We start from the raw sequence: 22,379 nt of genomic DNA, 5'->3' as shown, positions 1-22,379 counted from the left end.
AAATGTCCTTTTTTATTGTCCGATACATTTTGTGGCCCCGGAAGGAATCGAACCTTCATCTTAGGTACCGGAAACCTACATTCTATCCATTGAACTACGGAGCCAGGGCTGTAAAATTACGAATACTTCTCCAAAGTCTTCACCAGCACATTGAAATCTTTTGGATACGGCGCCTCTACCGTGATCGGGTCGCCATTCATTAGTTTGAATGATAAACTATGGGCATGCAAGGCAACGCGCCGCATAACGGGAAGTTCTTCGGTCTGTTTTTTGAGATGAAAATTGCGTTTTAAATCGGACAAAAAGACCTCTTTGCCACCATACATCGCATCACAAACGATGGGTGCTTTTAAGCAGGTGAGGTGAATACGGATTTGGTGCATACGTCCGGTGATGGGCATGCATTCGACCAAAGTATAGCCACGGAATACTTTCAACGTGCGAAACCAAGTTTCGGCATGCTTTCCTTTGGCCCGATCAATCACCACTTTTCCATCTTTCAAGGGAAGAATCGGCAAGTTCACTAGAAATCCATCCCAGTCTTGCATCCCCTCCACCACCGCATGGTAGCGTTTCGCCGTCTCCCGGTGTTCGAATTGCATCGAAATGTGGCGATAGGCCTCCGGATTTTTAGCGATGACTAAAGCACCTGATGTTTCTTTGTCCAAACGGTGTCCCACCTGCGCATCCGACGAATATTCCTTCGCTAAACGCAAGATGGCCGGCGCTAAATCATCCTTCCGCTCATCGAGCGTCGAAATGCCAGAAGGCTTATTAATCACAATAAAATCCGCATCTTCGAAAAGGATGGAATCGGTAAATTTGTATTTCATGTTTTGCGCTGCTTTGCAGCTTAAAAGTCGTTGCTTCGCAACTTAGTCAATGAGTCGCCGCTGAGCGGCGTAGTCAATAGTCGCTAGTCACTAGTCGATAGTCCGGAGGAATTAACACTATACTCATCGCCACAGGCGATTCCAACTTTATTCTTTGTGCTCTATGCTTTACTCTTTTCTTTGAACTTTGAACTTAGCTCTTTGCCGGTAAGATTTCACTGTAAAAATCGGAGATTTTTACAGTGAAATCTTACCTAAACTTTCCCAAGGCGAATCCCCCAACCTCTCCGAACTAGGCGAATCAGCCAAGGTCTCATTCGCTAACAAAGCAAATAAAACCGCTTCTTTAGCTGCCGATGGCATTCCTAACTCATCACTTTCGCAAACGCGGAAGGGAAGAAGCTCGGCTAGGCGCGCCATGATGACAGGATTTTTGCTGCCACCACCACTGACGTAAACCGTGCCTTCGATGTCGGAAGGAATATAGGTTTTCATGGCGAGGGCGATGCTCTGGGCAGTAAATTCGGTTAAAGTGGAGACTAAATCATCCGGGCTAATGGAGGCGTTTATAAGGTCTAAATTAAAATATTCGGGGCCAGTGCTTTTAGGGAATGTATCCTTAAAAAAGCTCAGGCTCATCAGTTCTGCTAAAATGCCCGTGTCGATTTTTCCTGAAAGGGCGATGGTGCCGTCCTGATCGTAAGCTTGGTTAAAATAGCGGCGGACCGCTGCGTCGATCAAAGTATTTCCGGGACCGGTGTCTGTCACTAAAATACCTGCTGGGTCACCCGAAGCCGGTAAATAAGTAAAATTTCCGATGCCACCGATGTTCAATAAGATGCGGTGCTCGCCTTTTTTAGAGAAGAGAAAATAATCCCCAAACATCGCCAAAGGCGCACCTTCACCACCCGCTGCCACGTGTTTTTGGCGGAAGTCCGAAATCGTAATGATGCCCGTTAATTGAGCGATGTGGTCGCCGTCGCCTATTTGCAAAGTAGAATGCGGTAATAGCCCAGTTCTGTCGGGGCGGTGCATGACGGTTTGGCCGTGTGATGCGATCGCGTCTACTTCTGAGGGAGCAATACCCCAGGAGGCTAATACCTCTAAAATTAAGGAGGCGTGTAAACGTCCAATTTGGGCGTTTAGTGTAGACAGGGTGGGAAAATGAATGTTTTCTTTGGCAAAAACCGAACGAATCGACTCCTTAAATTCCGATGGATAGGGGCGGGTATCGTAATGCAAAATCTCATACGAGGTGTCCAGTCCGAAACCCGTGAATCGAACCAAAGCCAAGTCCAAACCATCCAAAGATGTACCCGACATCAAACCAAGAATGGTGCGTGTAGGGGCTTTGGCAATCTGATAAAGACGTTCGATCTTGGGATTCATCCTTCAAAGCTACGAATAATTCTTTTTACCATCGTTTCGCCGTATATTTGTTATTCAATTTTCAATTTATGGCATTAGACGTAATCATCGTAGGCGGAGGCATTGTAGGCCTCGCAACGGCGCATCGCTTATTAGAGGCGAGACCCGACCTTCACATCGCTTTGTTTGAGAAAGAAAACATGGTTTCCATGCACCAAACAGGGAATAACTCCGGCGTAATCCACTCGGGATTATACTACAAACCGGGTTCTTTAAAGGCGAAAAACTGCATCGAAGGCTACCATCAATTGATTGATTATTGCACGAAAGAAAATATTCCTTTTGAACTGACAGGGAAAATTGTAGTGGCTTCGTCGAATGATCAGCGGGTTCAACTAAATGATTTATACCTAAGAGGTCAACAAAATGGCCTCGAAGGATTGAAAAAGCTGAGCTTATCAGAAATGCGGGAATATGAACCGCACGTGACCGGAGTAGAGGGGATGTTTGTTCCTCAAACAGGAATCGTTGATTACCGCGCCATGGCGGAAAAATTAGCCGTAGGAACCCAAATCAAGGGTTGCGAAATGCACCTAGGCGAACAAGTCATTGACATTAAGAAAGGTTTGACATTCTCGATCGTGGAAACGACTAAGTCAATATATGAAGCAAAATTAGTGATTAACTGTGCGGGACTTTATTCCGATAAGGTAGCGCAGATGACCCAAAAAGAACCCTTAGACGTACGCATCGTGCCGTTCCGCGGGGAATACTTTAAATTAAGAAAAGAGAAAGAATACTTGGTAAAGAACCTGATTTATCCGGTGCCAGATCCGAATTTTCCCTTCCTAGGCGTTCACTTTACACGGATGATGAAAGGTGGCGTGGAGGCAGGACCGAATGCGGTTTTGGCCTTTAAAAAAGAGGGTTACAAGAAATTAGGGATTGATGTGAAGGAGCTTTGGGAAACCTTAACCTGGCCTGGATTCCAAAAAGTAGCCCTGAAATACTGGGAAACCGGTTTAGGCGAAATGTACCGCAGCTTCTCGAAAGAAGCCTTTACGAAAGCCTTGCAAGTATTGATTCCTGAGATCCAAATCACCGATTTAGTCGAAGGAGGCGCAGGCGTTAGAGCCCAAGCCTGCGACAGAAATGGCGGATTATTAGACGATTTCTCGATCGTGGAAGACGCGAAAGTAATCAACGTATTGAATGCGCCCAGCCCGGCGGCGACCTCCTCTTTAGCGATTGGAAAAACCATCGCAGAAATGGCCCTGACTCGCTTTTAAAAAATTACATGAAATTATTACTGAATTATTTACAGGTTTACCGCTGGCGGGTGCTGGGGGCTTTGGCTCTAGCAGCAACGAATCAGATCTTCTCCTTGATGGATCCCTATATTTTTCGGAAGATCATCGATGATGTCGCGGCGGTCTACCGTTCGGATACCCACACCATGGACCAGTTCGTGGCGGCGATTTGGCCTTTAGCCTTAGCGTCCGTGGGCGTGGCGTTCGTGAGCCGGGTGGCGAAAAACTTTCAGGATTATTTTATTAATACGGTGACCCAAAAAGTAGGAGCAAACCTCTATTCAGACGGAATCCGCCACTCGTTGGAATTGCCTTACGAGACTTTTGAGGACCAAAGATCCGGCGAAACCCTGGGCAAACTCCAAAAAGTCCGCACTGACGTTGAAAAACTGATCACTTTAGGGATCAACATTTTATTCCAATCGGTCATCGCCTTAATCTTCATTTCGGTCTATGCCTTTTCGGTGCATTGGATGGTGATGCCCCTTTTCTTAATCACGGGTCCATTAATCGGATACGTTTCGTCCGTTTTAAGCAAGAAGATCAAAGTCATTCAGATCGAAATCGTGAAAGAATCGACTGGCCTTGCAGGTTCGACTACGGAATCTTTGCGCAATATCGAGTTAGTGAAATCACTCGGTTTGGCGGAGCAAGAAATCGCTCACTTAAATGCGACGACGGACAAGATTCTAAAATTAGAATTGAAGAAAGTACGTTATGTACGTTCGATGGCCTTCGTCCAAGGAACCTGCGTGAACTTATTGCGTATGCTGATGGTGGTCGTTTTGATTTACTTGATTTACGAAGGCAAGATTACGATCGGTCAATTCTATTCGTTGAACATTTATTCGTTCTTCCTTTTCAATCCCTTACAAGAGATTGGTAATGTGGTGAATACCTACCGCGAAGCGGAGGTTTCCTTGCAAAACTTTGAACAGGTGATGAGTATTCCGGTGGAGAAGAAGCCAAAAAATCCTAAGTCGATCTCAGCTATTCATGAATTGAAGTTCGATCACGTTTCCTTTAAACATCAGTCGGCTACCACAGAGGCTTTGGACGGAATTACGTTCTCCGTAAAAGGTGGCGAGACGATTGCTTTCGTAGGACCATCGGGTGCCGGCAAGTCAACCTTAGTAAAATTGCTGGTAGGTCTTTATAGACCTAAAAAAGGCCAAGTCTATTATAATGGCGAACCAAGTGATGCCATCGATTTCGATGAATTGCGCAAGAAAATAGGTTTCGTGACGCAAGACACGCAATTGTTCTCCGGCTCGATTCGCGAGAATTTATTGTTCGTGAACCCAAATGCGACAGACGCACAATGTTTAGCGGTGTTAGAAAAGGCCGCTTGCCAAAGTCTTTTAGCCAGAGCCGATAAAGGTCTAGATTCCTTAATCGGAGAAGGAGGCGTAAAAGTGTCCGGTGGTGAGAAGCAGCGTTTGAGTATCGCTCGCGCCTTGTTGCGGGATCCGAACTTATTGGTTTTCGACGAGGCGACCTCGGCTTTGGACTCCTTAACTGAAGAGGAAATATCGGAGACTATCCGTTCTCTATCGGTTGATACGGAGCACCTTACCATCTTGATTGCGCACCGTTTATCGACGGTGATGCACGCGACTCGAATCTATGTTTTAGAGAAAGGAAAGATTGTGGAACAGGGCTCGCATGACGATTTAGTGGCGAGCAAAGGATTGTATTTTGCGATGTGGAGACAGCAGGTAGGAGAAAACAAATAATTAATTTTGTTTTTTCTATAAATGCCAAATATTCTTTGGCTTAAACTACCCTCCTGCAAATCGAATTGCGTATATTTATGGTTTGAAAAAATTTCTTACACCTTATGTCATTAAATAAATATTCACGGACATTAACTCAGGAAGTCTCTAATCCCGCTGCGAAAGCGATGCTCTATGGCATCGGCTTAACCACCGAGGATATGAGTAAAGCCCAAATCGGTATCGCCAGCACTGGCTACGAAGGGAACACCTGTAATATGCACTTAAATGGACTTTCAGTCCACGTGAAAAAAGGTATCCAAGAGAATGGAATGGTCGGTTTGATCTTTCACACGATCGGGGTTTCAGATGGAATGACGAATGGAAATGACGGGATGAGCTATTCGTTGCCCTCCCGTGATATCATCGCAGATTCGATTGAAAATGTAGTAGGGGCACAATGGTATGATGGCGTTATCGCTGTGGTAGGTTGTGATAAGAATATGCCAGGTGCTATGATGGCGATGGCTCGTTTGAATCGTCCGGGGATGTTAGTCTACGGTGGAACGATTCGCAGTGGATTATACAAAGGAGAAAAATTAGACATCGTTTCGGCTTTCGAAGCTTTGGGAAAAAAATATGCAGGAACCATCTCTGATGAGGATTACGAAGGCGTGATACGCAATTCAATCCCGGGTGCTGGTGCTTGTGGCGGTATGTACACAGCAAATACAATGGCATCCTCTATGGAAGCGATGGGCTTAGTATTACCGAATTCATCGACCTATCCAGCGACGCACGAAGGGAAGAAAGAGGAGTGTTTAGCGATCGGTGCAGCGATGAAAATCTTATTAGAAAAAAACATCTGTGTCCGTGACATTATGACCCGCAAAGCTTTCGAAAATGCAATGACGGTAGTGATGGCGCTGGGTGGAAGTACGAATGCAGTCCTACACTATTTAGCGATTGGACATGCGGCAGGTATTTCATTTACTTTGAAAGATGTACAAGATATCTCTGATCGCACCCCTTTAATCGCAGACCTAAAACCAAGTGGTAAATACTACATGGAAGATGTGTTAGCGATAGGTGGCATGCCAGCGATATTGAAATATTTACATAGTGTAGGCTTATTGCACGGGGATTGCATGACGGTCACTGGAAAGACGATGGCGGAGAATCTAGCGGAGGCTCCGGACTTAAATTTTGAGACACAAAAAATCATTTTCCCTATCACGCAACCCTTAAAACCATCCGGTCACTTGCAGATTTTGTACGGTAATTTAGCTCCAGGCGGTGCCGTGGCGAAGATTACAGGTAAGGAAGGCGAGCGTTTTGAGGGTATTGCCAAAGTCTGTGAGCGAGAAGAAGAAGTCATCGAATATATCTCTAAAGGCGAAATCAAAGCGGGACACGTCATCGTGATTCGCAACGAAGGACCTAAGGGTGGACCAGGAATGCCAGAAATGTTAAAGCCTACTTCGGCCGTTATCGGCGCAGGATTAGGTAATTCAGTAGCGATGATTACAGATGGTCGTTTCTCTGGAGGAACGCACGGTTTCGTGGTAGGACACGTGACGCCAGAAGCGCAAGAAGGTGGTCCAATCGGCTTAGTGAAAGATGGCGATAAGATTACGATCGACGCCGTGAATAATACCTTAATCTTACATGTATCTGATGAGGAATTAGCTGAACGCAAGAAAAATTGGAAGCCTATTGAGTCTCCATTCAAGCAAGGCGTTCTTCGTAAATATATTAAAAACGTATCCTCAGCGAGCGAGGGATGCGTGACGGATTTATAAGAAAAATATTTTTTTATCTATCCAGAAGGCTTAATTTAGACCTTCTAAAACAATTGAAACAAAATTTTGACTAGTTTTTAACACCATGGGACAAACCCAAACTCAGACCGAAGCAGCGAATCAACCCGACCAAAAGAAATTTTTGTCAGGGGCACAAGCTATTATGCAATCACTGGTAGAGCAGGGGGTGGATACTATTTTTGGCTATCCAGGTGGCGCAATTATGCCTACCTATGATGCCTTATACGATTACCAAGATCGCTTAAAACATATTTTAGTACGCCACGAACAAGGTGCAGGCCATGCAGCGCAAGGATATGCACGTATGCTAAATAAGGCGGGTGTTTGCCTAGTGACCTCCGGTCCTGGCGCCACGAACTTGATTACACCTATCGCTGATGCGATGTTGGATTCAACTCCTATGGTATGTATCGTAGGTCAGGTTAAAGCGAATTTATTAGGAACAGATGCCTTTCAAGAATGCGATCTAATCGGTATTTCCATGCCGGTAACGAAGTGGAATTACCAAGTGGTGGACGCTGATGAGATCCCAGAGATCATGGCGAAAGCCTTCTATATCGCGGAAACAGGTCGTCCTGGCCCTGTTTTAATAGATGTTACACGTACGGCTCAAACGGATTTAATGACCAAGCCATTCGAATACATTCCTTGCCAATCGATTATTTCCTACAAACCCCGTGTAGAGCCTAAGGCAGAACACGTGGAGGCTGCAGCAAAGTTAATTAATGGCGCAAAGCGTCCTTATATCTTAGCAGGTCACGGAATTTTAATCGCTGGGGCGGAAAAAGAATTAAACGATTTCGTAGACAAAACGGGCATTCCAGTAGCGACGACCTTGTTAGGGATGTCAGCCATGGATGCGGATCACCCTTTATTTGTGGGTTGGCCAGGTATGCACGGTAATTATGGAGCAAACGTTCTAACGAATTCGTGCGATGTGTTAATCGCCATCGGAATGCGTTTCGATGACCGGATTACCGGTGATTTAAATACCTATGCGAAGCAGGCCAAAGTGATTCACATCGAAATCGACCCAAGTGAAGTAGATAAAAATGTGAAAGCAGATGCGCCGGTTGTAGGTGATGCGAAAGCAGCGCTTCGGGCTCTTTTGCCTTTAGTTAACAAGGCGGATCACAGCGAATGGAGAGCAGAATTTAAGAAATACGACGACGAAGAGTACGAGAAAATCACGAAGAAAGACTTGTTCCACGAAGGGGATAAGATCAAAATGGGTGAGGCCGTTAATCTTTTGTCTGTTAAAACCAAAGGCGAAGCGGTAGTCGTAACTGACGTCGGTCAGCACCAAATGATTACTAATCGCTATTACCGTTTCAAACAACGCAACTCTATTGTCACTTCCGGTGGCGCTGGAACGATGGGCTTCGCTTTACCTGCCGCTTTTGGGGCTAAGGTAGCTAAGCCAGAACGCGAAGTAGTGGCGGTCATCGGTGACGGTGGTTTCCAAATGACCTTACAAGAACTAGGCACCATCGCACAAAGCGGTTTGCCAGTGAAAATAATCATCTTGAATAATAACTTCCTGGGAATGGTTCGCCAATGGCAACAGCTCTTCTTCGCGAATCGTTATTCCTTTGTTGAACTTCAGAATCCAGATTTTATTACGATTGCAAAAGGTTTTGGAATTGCTGGCCATACGGTATCCGATCGGGCAGAATTAAGTGATTCACTCGATACTTTATTGAACTCAGATAAGCCTTATCTGTTAGAAATCATTTGCGAAAAAGAGGAAAATGTATTTCCCATGGTACCTGCGGGTGGCTGTGTAACAAGTATTAGGCTGGAATAAATTTATGTTAACGAATTACACTATATCCGTTTTTACGACGAATACGATCGGTTTATTGAATCGTATCACGATTATTTTCACGCGACGCCGGGTAAATATCGAGAGCTTGACGGTTTCGGAGACGGAGCGTAAGGGCGTATCTCGTTTTACGATTGTGATTAAACACGAAAACCGGGAATTTGTAGAAAAATTAGTTCGCCAAATCCGTAAAGTAACCGACGTCCTCGCGGTCTTTGGTTACCTAGATGACGAAATCGTGTTTAACGAAATCGCCCTATTTAAAATAGCGACTCCTTTAGGAGGAGTGCCGGTAGATGTGAAGACGATTAATTTAGACTGGAATGCGAAGATTGTGCATTTTGGCCTAGATTATGTAGTGGTTGAAAAAAATGGATCGGAAGAGGAAATTCAAGAGTTTTACACCTTTTTGAAGAAGTGGGAGATTTTAGAGTATGTTAAATCTGGCCGTGTTGCCGTGGGTAAAACGGAGAAAGGTCTAGTGGAGTTCTTGCCGGAAGAAGGCAATTGGGAAATCGTATAATCGAAAAAAGAATATAAATTAAAATAAAACAAAATGGCAAAGATTAATTTCGGTGGAGTTGTTGAAGACATCGTAACAAGAGAAGAGTTTCCATTAGAGAAAGCTAGACAAGTATTAGCAGATCAAACGATCGCAGTGATCGGATATGGCGTACAAGGTCCAGGACAAGCGTTAAACATGAAAGACAATGGTCTGAATGTCATCGTAGGACAACGTAAAGGTAAAACTTATGACAAAGCTGTCGCTGACGGTTGGGTTCCAGGTGTGACTTTATTTGAAATCGAGGAAGCTTTGGAAAAAGGAACGATCATCTGTTACTTACTTTCGGATGCCGCTCAAATCGAGTTATGGCCTACAGTGAAGAAATATTTAACAGCTGGAAAGTCACTTTATTTCTCTCATGGATTCGGTATTACCTACAAAGAGAAGACAGGAATTGTTCCTCCAGCAGATGTAGACGTATTCTTAGCTGCACCTAAAGGTTCAGGCACTTCATTGCGTCGTTTATTCGTAGCAGGTAAAGGTTTGAACTCTTCATTCGCTATTTACCAAGATGCAACAGGAAAAGCACGTGAGAAATGTATCGCTATGGCAATCGGTGTAGGATCAGGCTATTTATTTGAAACAGATTTCTATAAAGAAGTAACATCTGACTTAACAGGTGAGCGTGGAACATTAATGGGAGCTATCCAAGGTATTTTCGCTGCACAATACGATGTTTTGCGTGCGAACGGTCACTCTCCATCAGAAGCATTCAACGAAACAGTAGAGGAATTAACGCAATCGTTAATGCCATTAGTTGCTGAAAACGGAATGGACTGGATGTATGCAAACTGCTCTACTACAGCGCAACGTGGTGCATTGGATTGGTGGAAGCCATTCCGCGATGCGACGAAGCCCGTATTCGAGAAATTATATAATTCAGTAAAAACGCAAGCGGAAGCAGAGCGTTCGATTACATTGAATTCTCAACCGGATTACCGCGTGAAATTAGATGCCGAATTGAAAGAAATGGCAGATATGGAAATGTGGAGAGCAGGTGCTGCGGTACGTAGCTTACGTCCAGAGAATAACTAAATTTCCTTTTAGGATTGAAAAAGGGTAGATACGTGATGTGTCTACCCTTTTTTTGTTAATTTTGGGATGCATGGAATTCAACAAACTAAAACACGTTCCTAGCGTCACAGAAATAAAACAAGTAGCGGAGCAGCTAAAAGGAGTGATTTCAGTTACCCCTTTAGAGTACTCCGCCTCACTTTCTGCGCGCTATGGGGCTAAAATCTATCTTAAGCGTGAAGATTTGCAGGTCGTTCGCTCCTATAAAATTAGGGGTGCCTACCACAAAATTTCGAACATCCCCTCGGAACTTAGATCGAAAGGGGTGGTGGCCGCATCTGCTGGAAACCATGCCCAAGGAGTAGCTTTAGCCTGTGCTTTGCTCGGAATTCAAGCCCATATTTTCATGCCTAAGTCGACGCCTTTACAAAAGGTGGAGGCAGTTCGGTTTTTTGGTAAAGAAAAGGTGCGCATCTATCTTTTGGGCGAGAATTATGATGAGGCCTTCACGGCTTCGCGTAAATTCTGCGAGACGAATGGGGCAATCTATATTCCGCCATTTGACGATTATGATATTATTGCTGGCCAAGCCACGGTGACTTTAGAGATTTTGCAGGCATTACCTACCGCTCCTGATTATCTGTTTTTAGCGATAGGTGGAGGCGGTTTAGCGGCTGGTGCTGCTTTAGTTTTACCTTCCACTACCGCTTTGATAGGGGTGGAGCCGGCAGGAGCGCCATCGATGCAGCAAAGTTTAGCGGCTTCGGAGGTTGTGATTTTGCCTGAGATTGATCGCTTTGTGGACGGCGCTTCTGTGAAACAGGTGGGCTTAAAGACATTTGCTATTTGTCAGAATGGATTGTCTCGTATGTTAACGGTTTCGAAGAAGGATTTATGCCAAATGATGTTAGATCTCTATGATCTCAAGAGTATGATCGTCGAACCCGCCGGCGCTTTAAGTGTAGCCGGACTCGCTGAAATGGCGGATGAAATCAAAGGCAAAACAGTGGTTTGTGTCATTTCTGGGGGAAATTTCGACCCTAAACGCTTCCCCGAGATTAAATTACTCGCGTCTTCGTAAAAAAAATCAAAATTTTATTTTCTGGTGTGCTTTTCTGTTTTAGATTTTTAATCTTTATATATCCAATTATTTAGATTATTTATAGTAATTTAATCTAATATTCAATAAAAATCAGATTAATAGTCTGAACTTTGAACTTTGGTCTTTGAACTTTGCTTGTTCGCAAGGCTAATTCGCCGTAATTTCACATCGAAATAAAACACCAAAAAACAGATGAGTAACCGAATTCAAATTTTTGATACCACCTTACGCGACGGCGAGCAAGTACCTGGCTGTCAATTAAACCGAGAAGAAAAAGTAGAAGTTGCTTTACAACTCGAGTTGCTGGGGGTGGACATTATTGAAGCAGGTTTTCCCATTTCATCGCCAGGGGATTTTGCCTCGGTTCAAGCCATTTGTGATGCAGTTAAAGAGCCCACTATTTGTGCTTTGACTCGTGCAAAAAAGGAAGATATTGATGCGGCAGTTGCCGCCTTAAAAACGGCTCGTAAACCACGTATTCATACAGGAATCGGTTCTTCGGACGTACACATCAAGCATAAATTTAATTCGACTCGGGAAGAAATCATAGAGCGAGGAGTTTGGGCAGTGAAGTATGCCAAATCCTTTGTCGAAGACGTCGAGTTCTTCGCCGAAGATGCAGGTCGGGCTGACTTAGCCTTCTTAGCACAATTAACACGTGAAGTTATCAAGGCAGGAGCCACGGTGGTGAACCTTCCAGACACAACAGGTTATTTATTGCCTCATGTCATGCATGAGCGCATCAAGTATTTATATGAAAATGTCGATAATATCCATCAGGCTACTATTTCGATGCACAATCACAATGATTTGGGTTTAGCTACGGCTAACACGATTGCTGGTATTCAAGCTGGTGCGCGTCAAGTCGAAGTGACCATTAATGGTATAGGGGAGCGGGCTGGAAATACGTCTTTGGAAGAAATAGCTATGATCTTAAATGTCCATAAGGATTTAGGATTTACGACAGGAATTAAGCCAAAATACTTGTATCCTACCAGCACACTTGTTTCGAATTTAATGGGAATGAATGTTCAACCGAACAAAGCCGTAGTAGGGGCAAACGCATTCGCTCACTCCTCAGGAATTCACCAAGATGGTTTCTTAAAGCATGCCCAAAACTATGAAATCATGAATCCCGAAGATGTAGGAGTTTCCTCTTCAGCGATTTTATTAACCTCTCGTTCTGGCCGTGCCGCTTTGCGCCACCGCTTAACTATCTTAGGATTTGACTTCGAAAAACCCGAATTAGATAAGATCTACACGCGCTTCTTGTTGATGGCAGATGAGAGGAAGATGATTCATGATGCGGATCTTAAGGAACTTGTGGGTTAATTCTATTGTAAAGCATAAAGCATAAAGCACAGAGAATAAAGTTGGAATCCCCTGCGGGGATGAACTTTAGAAATGTTTTCTTCAGACTCAATCACATTTCATGCGATAATAAAAAAAGGGAACCGTGGTTCCCTTTTTTTATGCCAACTTTATGCTTTATGCTCTATTCTTTGTGCTTTAATCTTTAATCTATACTCTCCTGACTACTGTCCACTGTCCACTGACTACTGTCCTAGCTTCGCTAGGACCTCGCCATCACCACCTTCTCCTTCTCCAGCACCTTCAGTATCCCCAGATTAATGGATTGCTTGGTAGCCTGGAACTTGGCAAAGTCCTTTGTTTGGACGAAATAGGTAACGGATATATCGATTGAATACGCCCCAAAGCCCTCAAAAATAACCTTCGGTGCCTTTTTCTTGCATAAAGGATCCTCTTGAATGAATGTTTCAATCGCAGCGATGGCAGCTTCGATTTGAGCTGGTTTTGTGTTTAGTTCGCATTGAATTATGTACTTAGCTCGTCTGTAGTCACGCTCGCTCATATTTTCGAGCGATTGAGATGTTAGGAGGCGATTTGGCACTACTATTAAATTCCCATCTGCACCTCTGATTCGAGTGCTTCTGAATCCGATTTTTTCAATATCTCCACTGATAGCACCTATTTGAATAGTATCGCCCACCACAAATGGAAGGTCTAAGAAGATGGTAAAGGAGGCAAAAAGATTTTCTAAGGTTTCACGCGCGGCTAAAGCTAAGGCTAAACCTCCGATTCCTAATCCTGTGATTAGTGCAACGACATCCACTTCAAATACGCGACCTAGAAAAACAAATCCTGCCGCCGTGATAATAAAGACCATGGAGAGGTCGTTCAGGAAGGGAATAAATTGTTGTTTGGATTTTTGATTAGCCCCATTCCATTTTTCTTGAGCGACTAATATGACTACTTTCATTAATCGAACAATAACCCAAGTGATGGTAAAAATGAGAGCGGATTCAAATGCTTTTTTGATAAAATAGAGTAAACCGGATTTTTCAATCGGCTCGATATTCCAGGCTGATGGTACCTGTAGGTTTTTAATTGCAAAAAATAAGAAAATCCAGAAAATTAATAATTCAAATGGCTTTCGGATGAGCTGAACACAATCTTGAATGGAGATGGATTCATTTGGGATAAAGCGATAAACAATTTTAGAAAATGAATTAGAGAAAAACCGTCTCAAGATAAATCCGATTAAAATAATTCCGCCGAAAAGGATCAAATCCCAGGCTGAATTATCTAAGTAGATCACATTTTTTAAATCTTCAATCATTTTGTCATTCATTTTGAACCCAAATATAGCTAATAACTTAGTCGAATGTGAAATAAAATTACGACCTTTGCACTCTTATACTCCCAAATGGGAAGATTTAAAATTTATGAATTTCATTTCTTTGAATAAGCCTACATCCCTTTCGAAAACGCTTCGATATCTATTAATCGTATTATTGTTATCGATGACCCCAGCCGTGTGGGCTCAAACTATCATGAATTCACCTTACTCTTATCTAGGGATGGGAGAGATTCAAGGTAGCGAAAATGCAACCCAAATGATGATGGGAGGAATAGGCGTTTCTAATTCCAATGGTATTTATACTAATATGGTGAATCCAGCTTTATTGGCCCGTAATCGTTGGACTAATCTGGAAGTAGGGGTGAATACAGAATACAAAACCTTGCAGGATTACCGTCAACAACAGAAAGTATTCGGGGGTAATTACCAGTCTTTAAACCTAACCTTGCCCGTAACCAGTCGTTGGACAATGGCAATAGGAATTCGCCCTCATTCTGCGGTGGAATATGAAACCAGATCTTATCGTCGATTGAATTTATTAGGTGTTGATAGCTTAATTTATAGTTATAAAGGAAATGGAGGCGTTAGTAAGGTTTCAATTTCGAATGGAGTTCGAATTTACAAAGAGTTATATGTGGGCTTGCAAATGGATTACCTGTTCGGTCAAGTGAATCGGAATGTAGCTACTCAAAATATGTCTGATGGGCAGTATTACAAAGTACAATTAGAAGATTTAACGTCGTATTCTGATTTTCAATTTAAGGCTGGATTTGCTTACAGAGCAAATTTGAAACCTGATTTGTTTTTGAATTTAGGAGCTACTCTTGATTTAAGCTCTAGTTTACATGCAAATCAAGTGAAGCGTTTTGCGACTATGGATTTATCGGGTCTTACCGTCATTAATGCAGATACCTTGGAAAAATCGGCGGCCTTTGTTCAGCAAATTCCAGTAGCTAATCGTTTTGGAATTAGTCTTGAAAAAGCGGCTAAATGGATGGTAGGGGTTGATTATACTTATACTGATTGGAGTAAAGTAACTAATAATTTAGGACGATCTACGAAACTACCTGCTTCACATAAGGTTTCAATTGGAGGAGAATTCACTCCTGATGTAGAGTCAATTTCGAAATACTTTAAAAGAACTACGTATCGCTTAGGAGCGTCTTACGAAAAGACTCCCTATGATTTCTTAGGAAATGGAAATTATGCGGTAGACAAGAATTTGAGTTTGGGGGTTGCATTTCCTCTTCGCAACCTTTCCCTCTTGAATGTTGCCTATCAGGTAGGACGCCGTGGTTCAATCACCGAAAATGGTTTGGAGGAGCAATACCACCGTTTGACTTTGGGTTTGACCTTTAGTGATCTTTGGTTCCAAAAACAGAAAATCAACTAATTTTCTCGCATGCGCAATTCGAGCTTACTCTTTTTGCTCTTGATTATCAGCACATTCTTTTCTTGTCGTGAAAAAGAAGTAGATTCTAAGGCAACCTTCGTAGGGCCTAAATCAGAACTTTTTGGAATAGATATGATATATTCTGATTCGGCCAAAAAAGTTGTTAGAATGGTCACGGAGCAGCAGTTGACTTTGGCCTCTGAAGATCGGGTTTATCCGAAAGAAATGAAACTTTGGTTTTATAATAAATCTGGTAAGATCACCTCTGAGATTCGGGGTGATTCAGCTCATTTTTATCGCCAAAAAAATACCTATAAACTCATGGGCCATGTGGTCATTCACAACATCGAAAAGGAGGAAACTTTGAAAACCGATGAATTCAATTGGCTCCCAGTAGAGAAACGCATTTTCACGGACAAGGCCGTTCAACTTCGGACTCGAACTGAATTAGTGAATGGCGTGGGCCTCGATGCTGCCCAAGATTTCTCCAGTTATTCCTTGCGTCAAGTTCGCAATTCGGTAGTAGTTGTGGATGGTTTACCTACGAATTAATTACAATTCTTTAGGGCTATTTGAACACTATCTATCGGATAGATTTGTTTATTGCCTCCCCATTCATTCCGCATATAGGTAACTAATTCTGCCAAGTCTAATGCTTGTAGTTTAGCATTAGCAGGCATATATCCCTTTCCTTTTTTGCCATTTCGCATCAAGCAGGTCATCGCCTCCGGACTTAACTTACTTTTTTGAATCGAGGGGTACAAATCCCGTAATCCCGAACCATCCGCTTGATGGCAATTTTCACAATTTGTTTTATACAAAGCCATCCCTTCTACGGCATATTGTTGTTGAAGGATTTCTTCCTTGCTCTGGCAAGAGAAAAAGAAAAATGCGATGATTGCGATAGGGATGTAATTTTTCATATTCTGTTTTATATGGTAAATGATAAATGGTGAATAGATGCTGAAAAAAACATTCACCATTTACCACTTATCATTCACCATTTTACTGTTCTTTTAAAAGTAACTCCATATCCTCTAGCAAATGATTCACCTCGGCTTCTACCGTGCCATCATATATGCCGCGAACATGGCGATTTTTATCTACTAATATAAAGGCGCCGCTGTGAACAAATCCGCCGGCTTCGGCAGGATCTTCTTGGGCGGAGACTAGATAACTTTTTTGGCCTAATTGATAAATCTTCGCTTTATCCCCAGTTAATAAATTCCATTTAGGGGAAGATACGTGAAGCCGAGAAGCATAATCCTTTAAAACTGACGGCGTATCGAAATCGGGATCGATGCTATGCGAAAGGAGGCGCACATCGTCACGTTCCTTGTATCTCTCGTAGATACGGAGCATTTGCGTTTTCATTTTAGGGCAAATGGTAGGGCAGGTGGTAAAAAAGAAATCAGCTACATATACTTTTCCAGCCACGTCCTTTTCGCTTACAGAAACAGAATCCTGGTTTAAAAATTGAAAGGCTGGGATCTGATGATAGACAGTGTCCCCAGATGCACTAACAGTCTTAGGGCCTAGAAAGGGTAGTTTTTTGTCTTGCGAACAAGACATGGCAAAAACAGCAAGAAAAAGACTAAGGCTTATAAGTTTGTGCCGCATGTAAGGTAGAATCTGTCAGTTTCTGAAGACCAGTTAATTGTTCGTATTGTTTTTGCAGATAAATCATCTTTGCGCCTACTTCCATTTTATCCAGGCTGTCGATTGAAAATTGATGCATCCAATCCATCATTGAATTATCTGCTTTGTTTAGTGCACCGAGGAGTTGCTTAACTTGAACAGAATCAACTCCGGAAGACAAGCTATCTAATTTCGTTTTAAGGGATACAATTTGTTCCGTTTTCCCCATTAAATCATCGTGCAATCCTAAGACATTGTCTTTTAATTCCTGACTCAATTTTTCCTGTGCCTGTGTGCAACCTATCAATAACAGCGTTAAAGCGATATACTTTTTCATTCGTTGGATTGGATTAAATTTCGAACATTCGTTAAGAGATCTTTATAGCCTTGCGTGCCACCGATCATTTTCGCGATTTCTTCCACCCGTTCCTCTTCTTGTAACTCCCGAAGATTAGAAACTGTTTTCGTTCCTGCGTGATCTTTATAAACATACCAATGTTTCGATCCGGCCGCCGCGATTTGTGGAAGGTGGGTGATGGCAATAATTTGATGCCCTTGGCTCATTTGACTCAACATTTGCCCCATTTTGATGGCAATCTCACCTGAAACTCCGGTGTCTATTTCATCTAAAATCAGGGTAGGTAGTACCCGTTTTTTTGCCAAAAGATGTTTTATCGAAAGCATCAATCTACTCATTTCGCCACCAGATGCGATCTGTTTAAAAGGTTTAGGTGCTAAACCTTTGTTGGCAGAAAACAATAATTGGATTTTATCTGCACCATTAGAAGCTAGCTCTTTCGGCTGTTGCTCCCAGGACAGATTTGCATTCGGAATCCCTAAGGACTGCAAGGAAATCACTAGGGCAGAAGATATCGATTCTACTACGGATGAACGAGACGAAGACAAAGCTAAAGCAGCCTCTGAGGCTAGTTTTAAATCTTCGTTTACACGAATCTTTGCTTCGGCTAAAATGGTGTCCATGGATGAATATTGAGAAAGGCGCATATCGAGCGATGCAACTAGTTCGATCAATTCCGTGACCGTGGATGCTTGGTATTTTTGTAATAAGCGATTAAGACTGTCTAATCGCTTCTGTTTTTGTTCTAATTCAAGAGGGTCATAAATGAAATCGTCGGCTTCGCCTTCGACTTCTGCCCCTAGGTCTTTTAATTCAATCCAAATGGATTCGATCCGAGTTTTCCAATCCGCAAAATTCTCTCCCCATTTACTTAAAGAAGTTGCTTGCTGTAAGGCGATGCGACTTTGCTGTAAGGCAGAAACTTCAGAAACACTTAATGCTTGAGCTAAAATCGCTAATTTCTCCTGAATCTGTTCGGCATTTTGGAGCTTTTGCACGGCTGTATCTAGTGACTCAAATTCTCCCTCTTTTAATTGAGCTTTGCTCAATTCGTCGAATTGAAATTGGATGAAATCCATTTCTTGGGATCCTTTCGAAGAAGTGGACTCTAAGTCACGTAAAGACGAAACTGAAACTTGCCAATTGCTGAAAGCGGAGAAATACCTTTTTTTCAATCCATCATTCTGTGCATAGGCATCAATCATATCCAGCGTGAAATCAGGGTGTGACATCCACCAGGTGTCCTGTTGGGAATGTATGTCCACTAGTTCGTTTCCGATTCGTTTCAGCGATTCAAGAGTAACGGGGGTGTCATTGACGAAACTGCGCGATTTACCTTGAGGATTTATTTCTCTTCGGATGAGGCAGGGCTCATCGAAATCGATTTCCTCCTCTGCGAAAACGGCTTGCAAATGCGGGTAAGGCGCGAGGGAAAACTGGCCTTCAATGATGCATTTTTTGGAGGCATCGAAGAGACTTTTGCTGTCCGCTCTTTGGCCTAATAATAAAGAAATAGCGCCTAATAAAATGGATTTACCTGCACCCGTTTCCCCCGTAATAACCGTCAGTCCACCTGTTAAATGCAGGTCGAGCTGTTCGATTAAAGAGTAGTTCTGGATTTGTAGGTGCTTCAACATAAGAAAGGCATCAAAGTTCGAATTTACGCAAAAAAAATTGTTCACATTTTTATTTCGTGTAACAATCAGCTTTTTGATAAATTTTATCAATATTTTGTACCTTTGGAAAAATTTTTCGCCTACGTTTTTATAACCCCTACAAAATGAGTGTTTTAGTAAATAAGAATTCAAAAATTATCGTTCAAGGTTTCACAGGTACTGAGGGATCATTTCACGCTGAACAAATGATTGCTTACGGAACCCAAGTGGTAGGGGGAGTTACACCAGGAAAAGGCGGCGCTACGCATTTAGATCGTCCTATTTTTAATACAGTTGCAGAAGCAGTGGCTTCTACAGGAGCTGACACTTCGATCATTTTCGTTCCACCAGCATTTGCTGCTGATGCGATTATGGAGGCAGCTGATGCAGGAATTAAAGTCATTATTTGTATCACGGAGGGAATTCCGACGAAAGATATGATCGTGGCGAAAGAATATATTTCGAACTTCGAAACACGTTTAATCGGGCCAAACTGTCCAGGAGTAATGACTGCTGAGGAGTGTAAAGTAGGTATTATGCCAGGCTTTATCTTTCAAAAAGGTCGTGTAGGTATCGTTTCTAAATCAGGGACCTTAACATACGAAGCGGTAGATCAATTAACGAAAGCAGGTTTAGGCCAAACAACAGCCATCGGTATCGGTGGTGATCCGATTATCGGAACGACCACGAAAGAGGCGGTTGAATTATTAATGAATGACCCTGAAACAGAAGGTATCGTGATGATCGGTGAGATCGGTGGCGGTATGGAAGCAGAAGCGGCTCGTTGGATTAAAGCGGATGGAAATCGCAAGCCAGTTGTTGGTTTCATTGCAGGCCAAACAGCTCCGAAAGGACGCCGCATGGGTCACGCAGGTGCGATCATCGGTGGTGCAGACGATACGGCAGAAGCAAAAATGAAAATTATGCAAGAGTGTGGTATCCACGTAGTATACTCTCCAGCTGACATAGGCGAGACGATGGTAAAAGCTTTGGCATCTAACTAATTCGAATTAAAATCAAGGAATGATTCCTTTCCCTATAAAATCTGCTAATCTTGACCCTTTCCGGAAAACGATTAGCAGATTTTTTTTATGGGCGCTACTACTGCTTTCTTTTAATAGCCAGGCTGCCTGGAAAAAGGTCTATTCCTTTGATCGAGATTGGTTAGTATACCAGGAAGATTGGAAAAGTTTCTTGCCTTATGTCTCATCTAATCACTATTCCTATCAGTCGAAGTCGCTAGAAATTCATCCAGATGATTTTCCCAAAGCCTCTCTAGCCATTTACCCAAAAGAGAATTACCACTTATTCCTTCAAGGAACCTTGTTTAAAGCATTGAAGAAAGGGGAGGTATATAGAATCGCCTTAGATAGTCTTAATCGGGACGAAAAATTCATTTTAACGGTTTATTTAGAAGGCTTACAAGGATTACCCGGCGATTTTTACCTGGAACGAAAGCAGGAGCTAGTTGTGAAAGAAAAGGCTGACTTCTTCTTACTAGACATTCGATCAAGTGCTCCCTTTTCTAATTTCTTTCTATTGAGTATACTCTCTATAATGGCCTGCCTGGGCCTACTTTTTGCAGCCTATCCACGCGTATTTACGTCATTTTATCGCTACTCCGATTGGATGCGCTGGGAGGTAAAAGATGAGGTTTGGATGAGGCGGCCTTTTGCGCTGCCTAATGTACTTGTCTTGTTTACGCTTAGTTTGATCACCTCCTGCTTAGCTTATTTAATTGGTTTTAAAACATCTCAGAAAGACGAGTTCTTTAGTAATGCAGATAATTTTGTCACCATTTGGCCCAGCATTTTGTTTATTTTCTCCAAACTTGGGCTTTCCTTTTTGCTCTTTATTTCCCGCTTTTTTGTCTATTACTTATTTACGGATTTGTTTAAGCTGAAGGGTTTAGCGAATGTGCATTATTTCAAATCTTTGCAGACGAATTTGCAGTTTTTTACGGTTCTATTCTCTGTTCTTTGTTTTTATGCCGTTTTTGTAGGACTCTCTACGCCGATTGATTTCAGCTCCGTTGTTTATGTGGTAGACTTTTATTTTATTTTCCGTTTTTTCTATTTTTTTCAATCCTTTCAAAGGAGTTTTTCTTTTCCACGCCTATTTCTTTTTATCTATTTACTCATCATCGAAGGGCAGATTATCTTGTTTGGTATTAAGGAATTAATTTTTACCGCTTACATCTAGGGTAGAATAATTTCTGTAAAAAATTGTCGTATATTTGCACTCTGAATAAAAAAGCAGGCATTATTTTGGCCCTAATTAACTGATTATGAGTAAAACAGCTTCTGAAGAAAACAATCGATTAAAGAAGGTTAAGAGTATTTTAGTGACTCAATCTGCTCCCGCAGACGCTAAATCACCTTACTTTGATATTGAAAAAAAGTACAATGTGAAGGTCGATTTTAGACCTTTTATCGAGGTACAAGGAATTGCTTTTAAGGAATTTAGAAAGCAAAAAATAGAGATTCTTCAACATACTGCCATCATCTTTACTAGCCGTCATGCGATCGACCATTTCTTCCGTATTTGTAAAGAAGCGAAGATCGAGGTGCCTACCGACATGAAATATTTCTGTATCACGGAGCAAACGGCTAATTATTTGCAAAAATATATTGTCATCCGTAAGCGTAAGGTATTTACGGGAACAAAAACAGCTTTAGACCTTTTGGAGATTATTAAGAAACACAAGACGGAGAAATTTTTATTCCCTTGTTCTAATAAGCGTCAAAAAGACCTTCCCGATTTCATGGGAACGAACGACTTTCAATTAACAGAAGCTGTCATGTATGAAACGGTTTCAGCAGATTTGTCTGATTTAGAAGAGGTTTTCTATGATGTGATTGCTTTCTTTAGCCCATCTGGAATCACCTCCTTGTTTCAGAATTTCCCTGACTTTCAGCAAAATAACACGCGTTTAGCTGCATTTGGACCTACGACAGCACAAGCAGTAGTCGATGCAGGATTAATTGTAGACATTCAGGCACCTATGCCTAATGCTCCTTCTATGACGGGAGCGCTCGAATATTACATCAAGCAAGTAAATAAATAATAAAAAAGCCTCATCGATTGAGGCTTTTTTATTATTTTAGCCTACCTATTT

20 protein-coding genes and 1 tRNA gene are annotated in these 22,379 nt (G+C 42.3%); 13 read left to right on the top strand and 8 right to left on the bottom strand.

The genetic code is table 11. The annotated features are described in order from the left end of the window. Window positions 1-32 precede the first annotated feature (32 nt). The 3 genes from ACST14_RS04350 to ACST14_RS04340 form a co-directional block, all read right to left on the bottom strand. A tRNA-Arg gene (locus tag ACST14_RS04350) sits at window positions 33-104 on the bottom strand. Window positions 105-116: 12 nt separating this feature from the next. Next, window positions 117-833 (bottom strand): RluA family pseudouridine synthase, encoded by a 717-nt coding sequence (locus ACST14_RS04345; protein ID WP_459460930.1) that lies wholly within the window; start codon window positions 831-833, stop codon window positions 117-119. A 237-nt stretch (window positions 834-1,070) separates the two neighbouring features. After that, a complete protein-coding gene (locus ACST14_RS04340; RefSeq protein ID WP_459460928.1) occupies window positions 1,071-2,222 on the bottom strand; it encodes an anhydro-N-acetylmuramic acid kinase in 1,152 nt (383 codons plus the stop codon). A gap of 68 nt (window positions 2,223-2,290) precedes the next feature. Between ACST14_RS04340 and lhgO the strand changes: the two genes are divergently transcribed. The 8 genes from lhgO to ACST14_RS04300 all read left to right on the top strand — a co-directional run bounded on the left by lhgO (window position 2,291) and on the right by ACST14_RS04300 (window position 12,887). After that, window positions 2,291-3,490 carry an L-2-hydroxyglutarate oxidase gene (gene lhgO / locus ACST14_RS04335; RefSeq protein ID WP_459460926.1) on the top strand — a complete coding sequence of 400 codons (1,200 nt, stop codon included), beginning with the start codon at window positions 2,291-2,293 and terminating at the stop codon, window positions 3,488-3,490. Between the two features lie 8 nt (window positions 3,491-3,498). Next, the gene (locus ACST14_RS04330) at window positions 3,499-5,247 is read left to right on the top strand and encodes an ABC transporter ATP-binding protein (protein WP_459460924.1); all 1,749 of its coding nucleotides are present in this window, start codon (window positions 3,499-3,501) and stop codon (window positions 5,245-5,247) included. Window positions 5,248-5,351: 104 nt separating this feature from the next. After that, on the top strand, window positions 5,352-7,028 hold the full coding sequence (ilvD, locus tag ACST14_RS04325; protein ID WP_459460922.1) for a dihydroxy-acid dehydratase: 1,677 nt from the start codon (window positions 5,352-5,354) through the stop codon (window positions 7,026-7,028). 85 nt (window positions 7,029-7,113) lie between these two features. Further along, window positions 7,114-8,856: a biosynthetic-type acetolactate synthase large subunit gene (gene ilvB / locus ACST14_RS04320; protein WP_459460920.1), complete on the top strand. Its 1,743-nt coding sequence runs from the start codon at window positions 7,114-7,116 to the stop codon at window positions 8,854-8,856. Window positions 8,857-8,860: 4 nt separating this feature from the next. Continuing rightward, window positions 8,861-9,397: an acetolactate synthase small subunit gene (gene ilvN, locus ACST14_RS04315; protein WP_459460918.1), complete on the top strand. Its 537-nt coding sequence runs from the start codon at window positions 8,861-8,863 to the stop codon at window positions 9,395-9,397. A 33-nt stretch (window positions 9,398-9,430) separates the two neighbouring features. After that, window positions 9,431-10,474: a ketol-acid reductoisomerase gene (gene ilvC, locus ACST14_RS04310; RefSeq protein WP_459460916.1), complete on the top strand. Its 1,044-nt coding sequence runs from the start codon at window positions 9,431-9,433 to the stop codon at window positions 10,472-10,474. Between the two features lie 70 nt (window positions 10,475-10,544). Further along, window positions 10,545-11,534 (top strand): pyridoxal-phosphate dependent enzyme, encoded by a 990-nt coding sequence (locus ACST14_RS04305; RefSeq protein WP_459460914.1) that lies wholly within the window; start codon window positions 10,545-10,547, stop codon window positions 11,532-11,534. Window positions 11,535-11,747: 213 nt separating this feature from the next. Next, entirely contained in the window at window positions 11,748-12,887 is a 1,140-nt protein-coding gene (locus tag ACST14_RS04300; protein WP_459460912.1) for a 2-isopropylmalate synthase, read from the top strand. Window positions 12,888-13,128: 241 nt separating this feature from the next. On the opposite strand, the gene ACST14_RS04295 is transcribed toward ACST14_RS04300, so the two are convergent. Beyond that, window positions 13,129-14,196 (bottom strand): mechanosensitive ion channel family protein, encoded by a 1,068-nt coding sequence (locus tag ACST14_RS04295; protein WP_459460910.1) that lies wholly within the window; start codon window positions 14,194-14,196, stop codon window positions 13,129-13,131. 106 nt (window positions 14,197-14,302) lie between these two features. Between ACST14_RS04295 and ACST14_RS04290 the strand changes: the two genes are divergently transcribed. Next, on the top strand, window positions 14,303-15,610 hold the full coding sequence (locus tag ACST14_RS04290) for a hypothetical protein (protein WP_459460908.1): 1,308 nt from the start codon (window positions 14,303-14,305) through the stop codon (window positions 15,608-15,610). 9 nt (window positions 15,611-15,619) lie between these two features. Continuing rightward, window positions 15,620-16,162, top strand: a complete 543-nt coding sequence (gene lptC / locus ACST14_RS04285) for an LPS export ABC transporter periplasmic protein LptC (protein WP_459460906.1) — start codon at window positions 15,620-15,622, stop codon at window positions 16,160-16,162. On the opposite strand, the gene ACST14_RS04280 is transcribed toward lptC, so the two are convergent. From ACST14_RS04280 to recN, 4 genes are all read right to left on the bottom strand, one after another. Beyond that, a complete protein-coding gene (locus tag ACST14_RS04280; RefSeq protein ID WP_459460904.1) occupies window positions 16,159-16,533 on the bottom strand; it encodes a c-type cytochrome in 375 nt (124 codons plus the stop codon). The genes lptC and ACST14_RS04280 overlap by 4 nt on opposite strands. A gap of 82 nt (window positions 16,534-16,615) precedes the next feature. After that, entirely contained in the window at window positions 16,616-17,230 is a 615-nt protein-coding gene (locus ACST14_RS04275) for an SCO family protein (RefSeq protein WP_459460902.1), read from the bottom strand. Then, window positions 17,205-17,585: a hypothetical protein gene (locus ACST14_RS04270; protein WP_459460900.1), complete on the bottom strand. Its 381-nt coding sequence runs from the start codon at window positions 17,583-17,585 to the stop codon at window positions 17,205-17,207. The genes ACST14_RS04275 and ACST14_RS04270 overlap by 26 nt, the downstream gene beginning before the upstream one ends. Further along, entirely contained in the window at window positions 17,582-19,243 is a 1,662-nt protein-coding gene (gene recN / locus ACST14_RS04265; protein ID WP_459460898.1) for a DNA repair protein RecN, read from the bottom strand. Before recN ends, ACST14_RS04270 begins: the two co-directional genes overlap by 4 nt. Before the next feature lie 143 nt (window positions 19,244-19,386). Between recN and sucD the strand changes: the two genes are divergently transcribed. The 3 genes from sucD to ACST14_RS04250 all read left to right on the top strand — a co-directional run bounded on the left by sucD (window position 19,387) and on the right by ACST14_RS04250 (window position 22,328). Beyond that, the gene (sucD, locus tag ACST14_RS04260) at window positions 19,387-20,265 is read left to right on the top strand and encodes a succinate--CoA ligase subunit alpha (protein ID WP_459460896.1); all 879 of its coding nucleotides are present in this window, start codon (window positions 19,387-19,389) and stop codon (window positions 20,263-20,265) included. A 19-nt stretch (window positions 20,266-20,284) separates the two neighbouring features. After that, window positions 20,285-21,463: a hypothetical protein gene (locus ACST14_RS04255; RefSeq protein WP_459460894.1), complete on the top strand. Its 1,179-nt coding sequence runs from the start codon at window positions 20,285-20,287 to the stop codon at window positions 21,461-21,463. Between the two features lie 85 nt (window positions 21,464-21,548). Continuing rightward, a complete protein-coding gene (locus ACST14_RS04250) occupies window positions 21,549-22,328 on the top strand; it encodes a uroporphyrinogen-III synthase (RefSeq protein ID WP_459460892.1) in 780 nt (259 codons plus the stop codon). Window positions 22,329-22,379 lie beyond the last annotated feature (51 nt).

Source organism: Aquirufa sp. A-Brett2-15D (assembly GCF_054558735.1).
The sequence above is the reverse complement of the archived record's forward strand: the minus strand, read 5'-3'. Positions and strand labels throughout refer to the sequence as shown.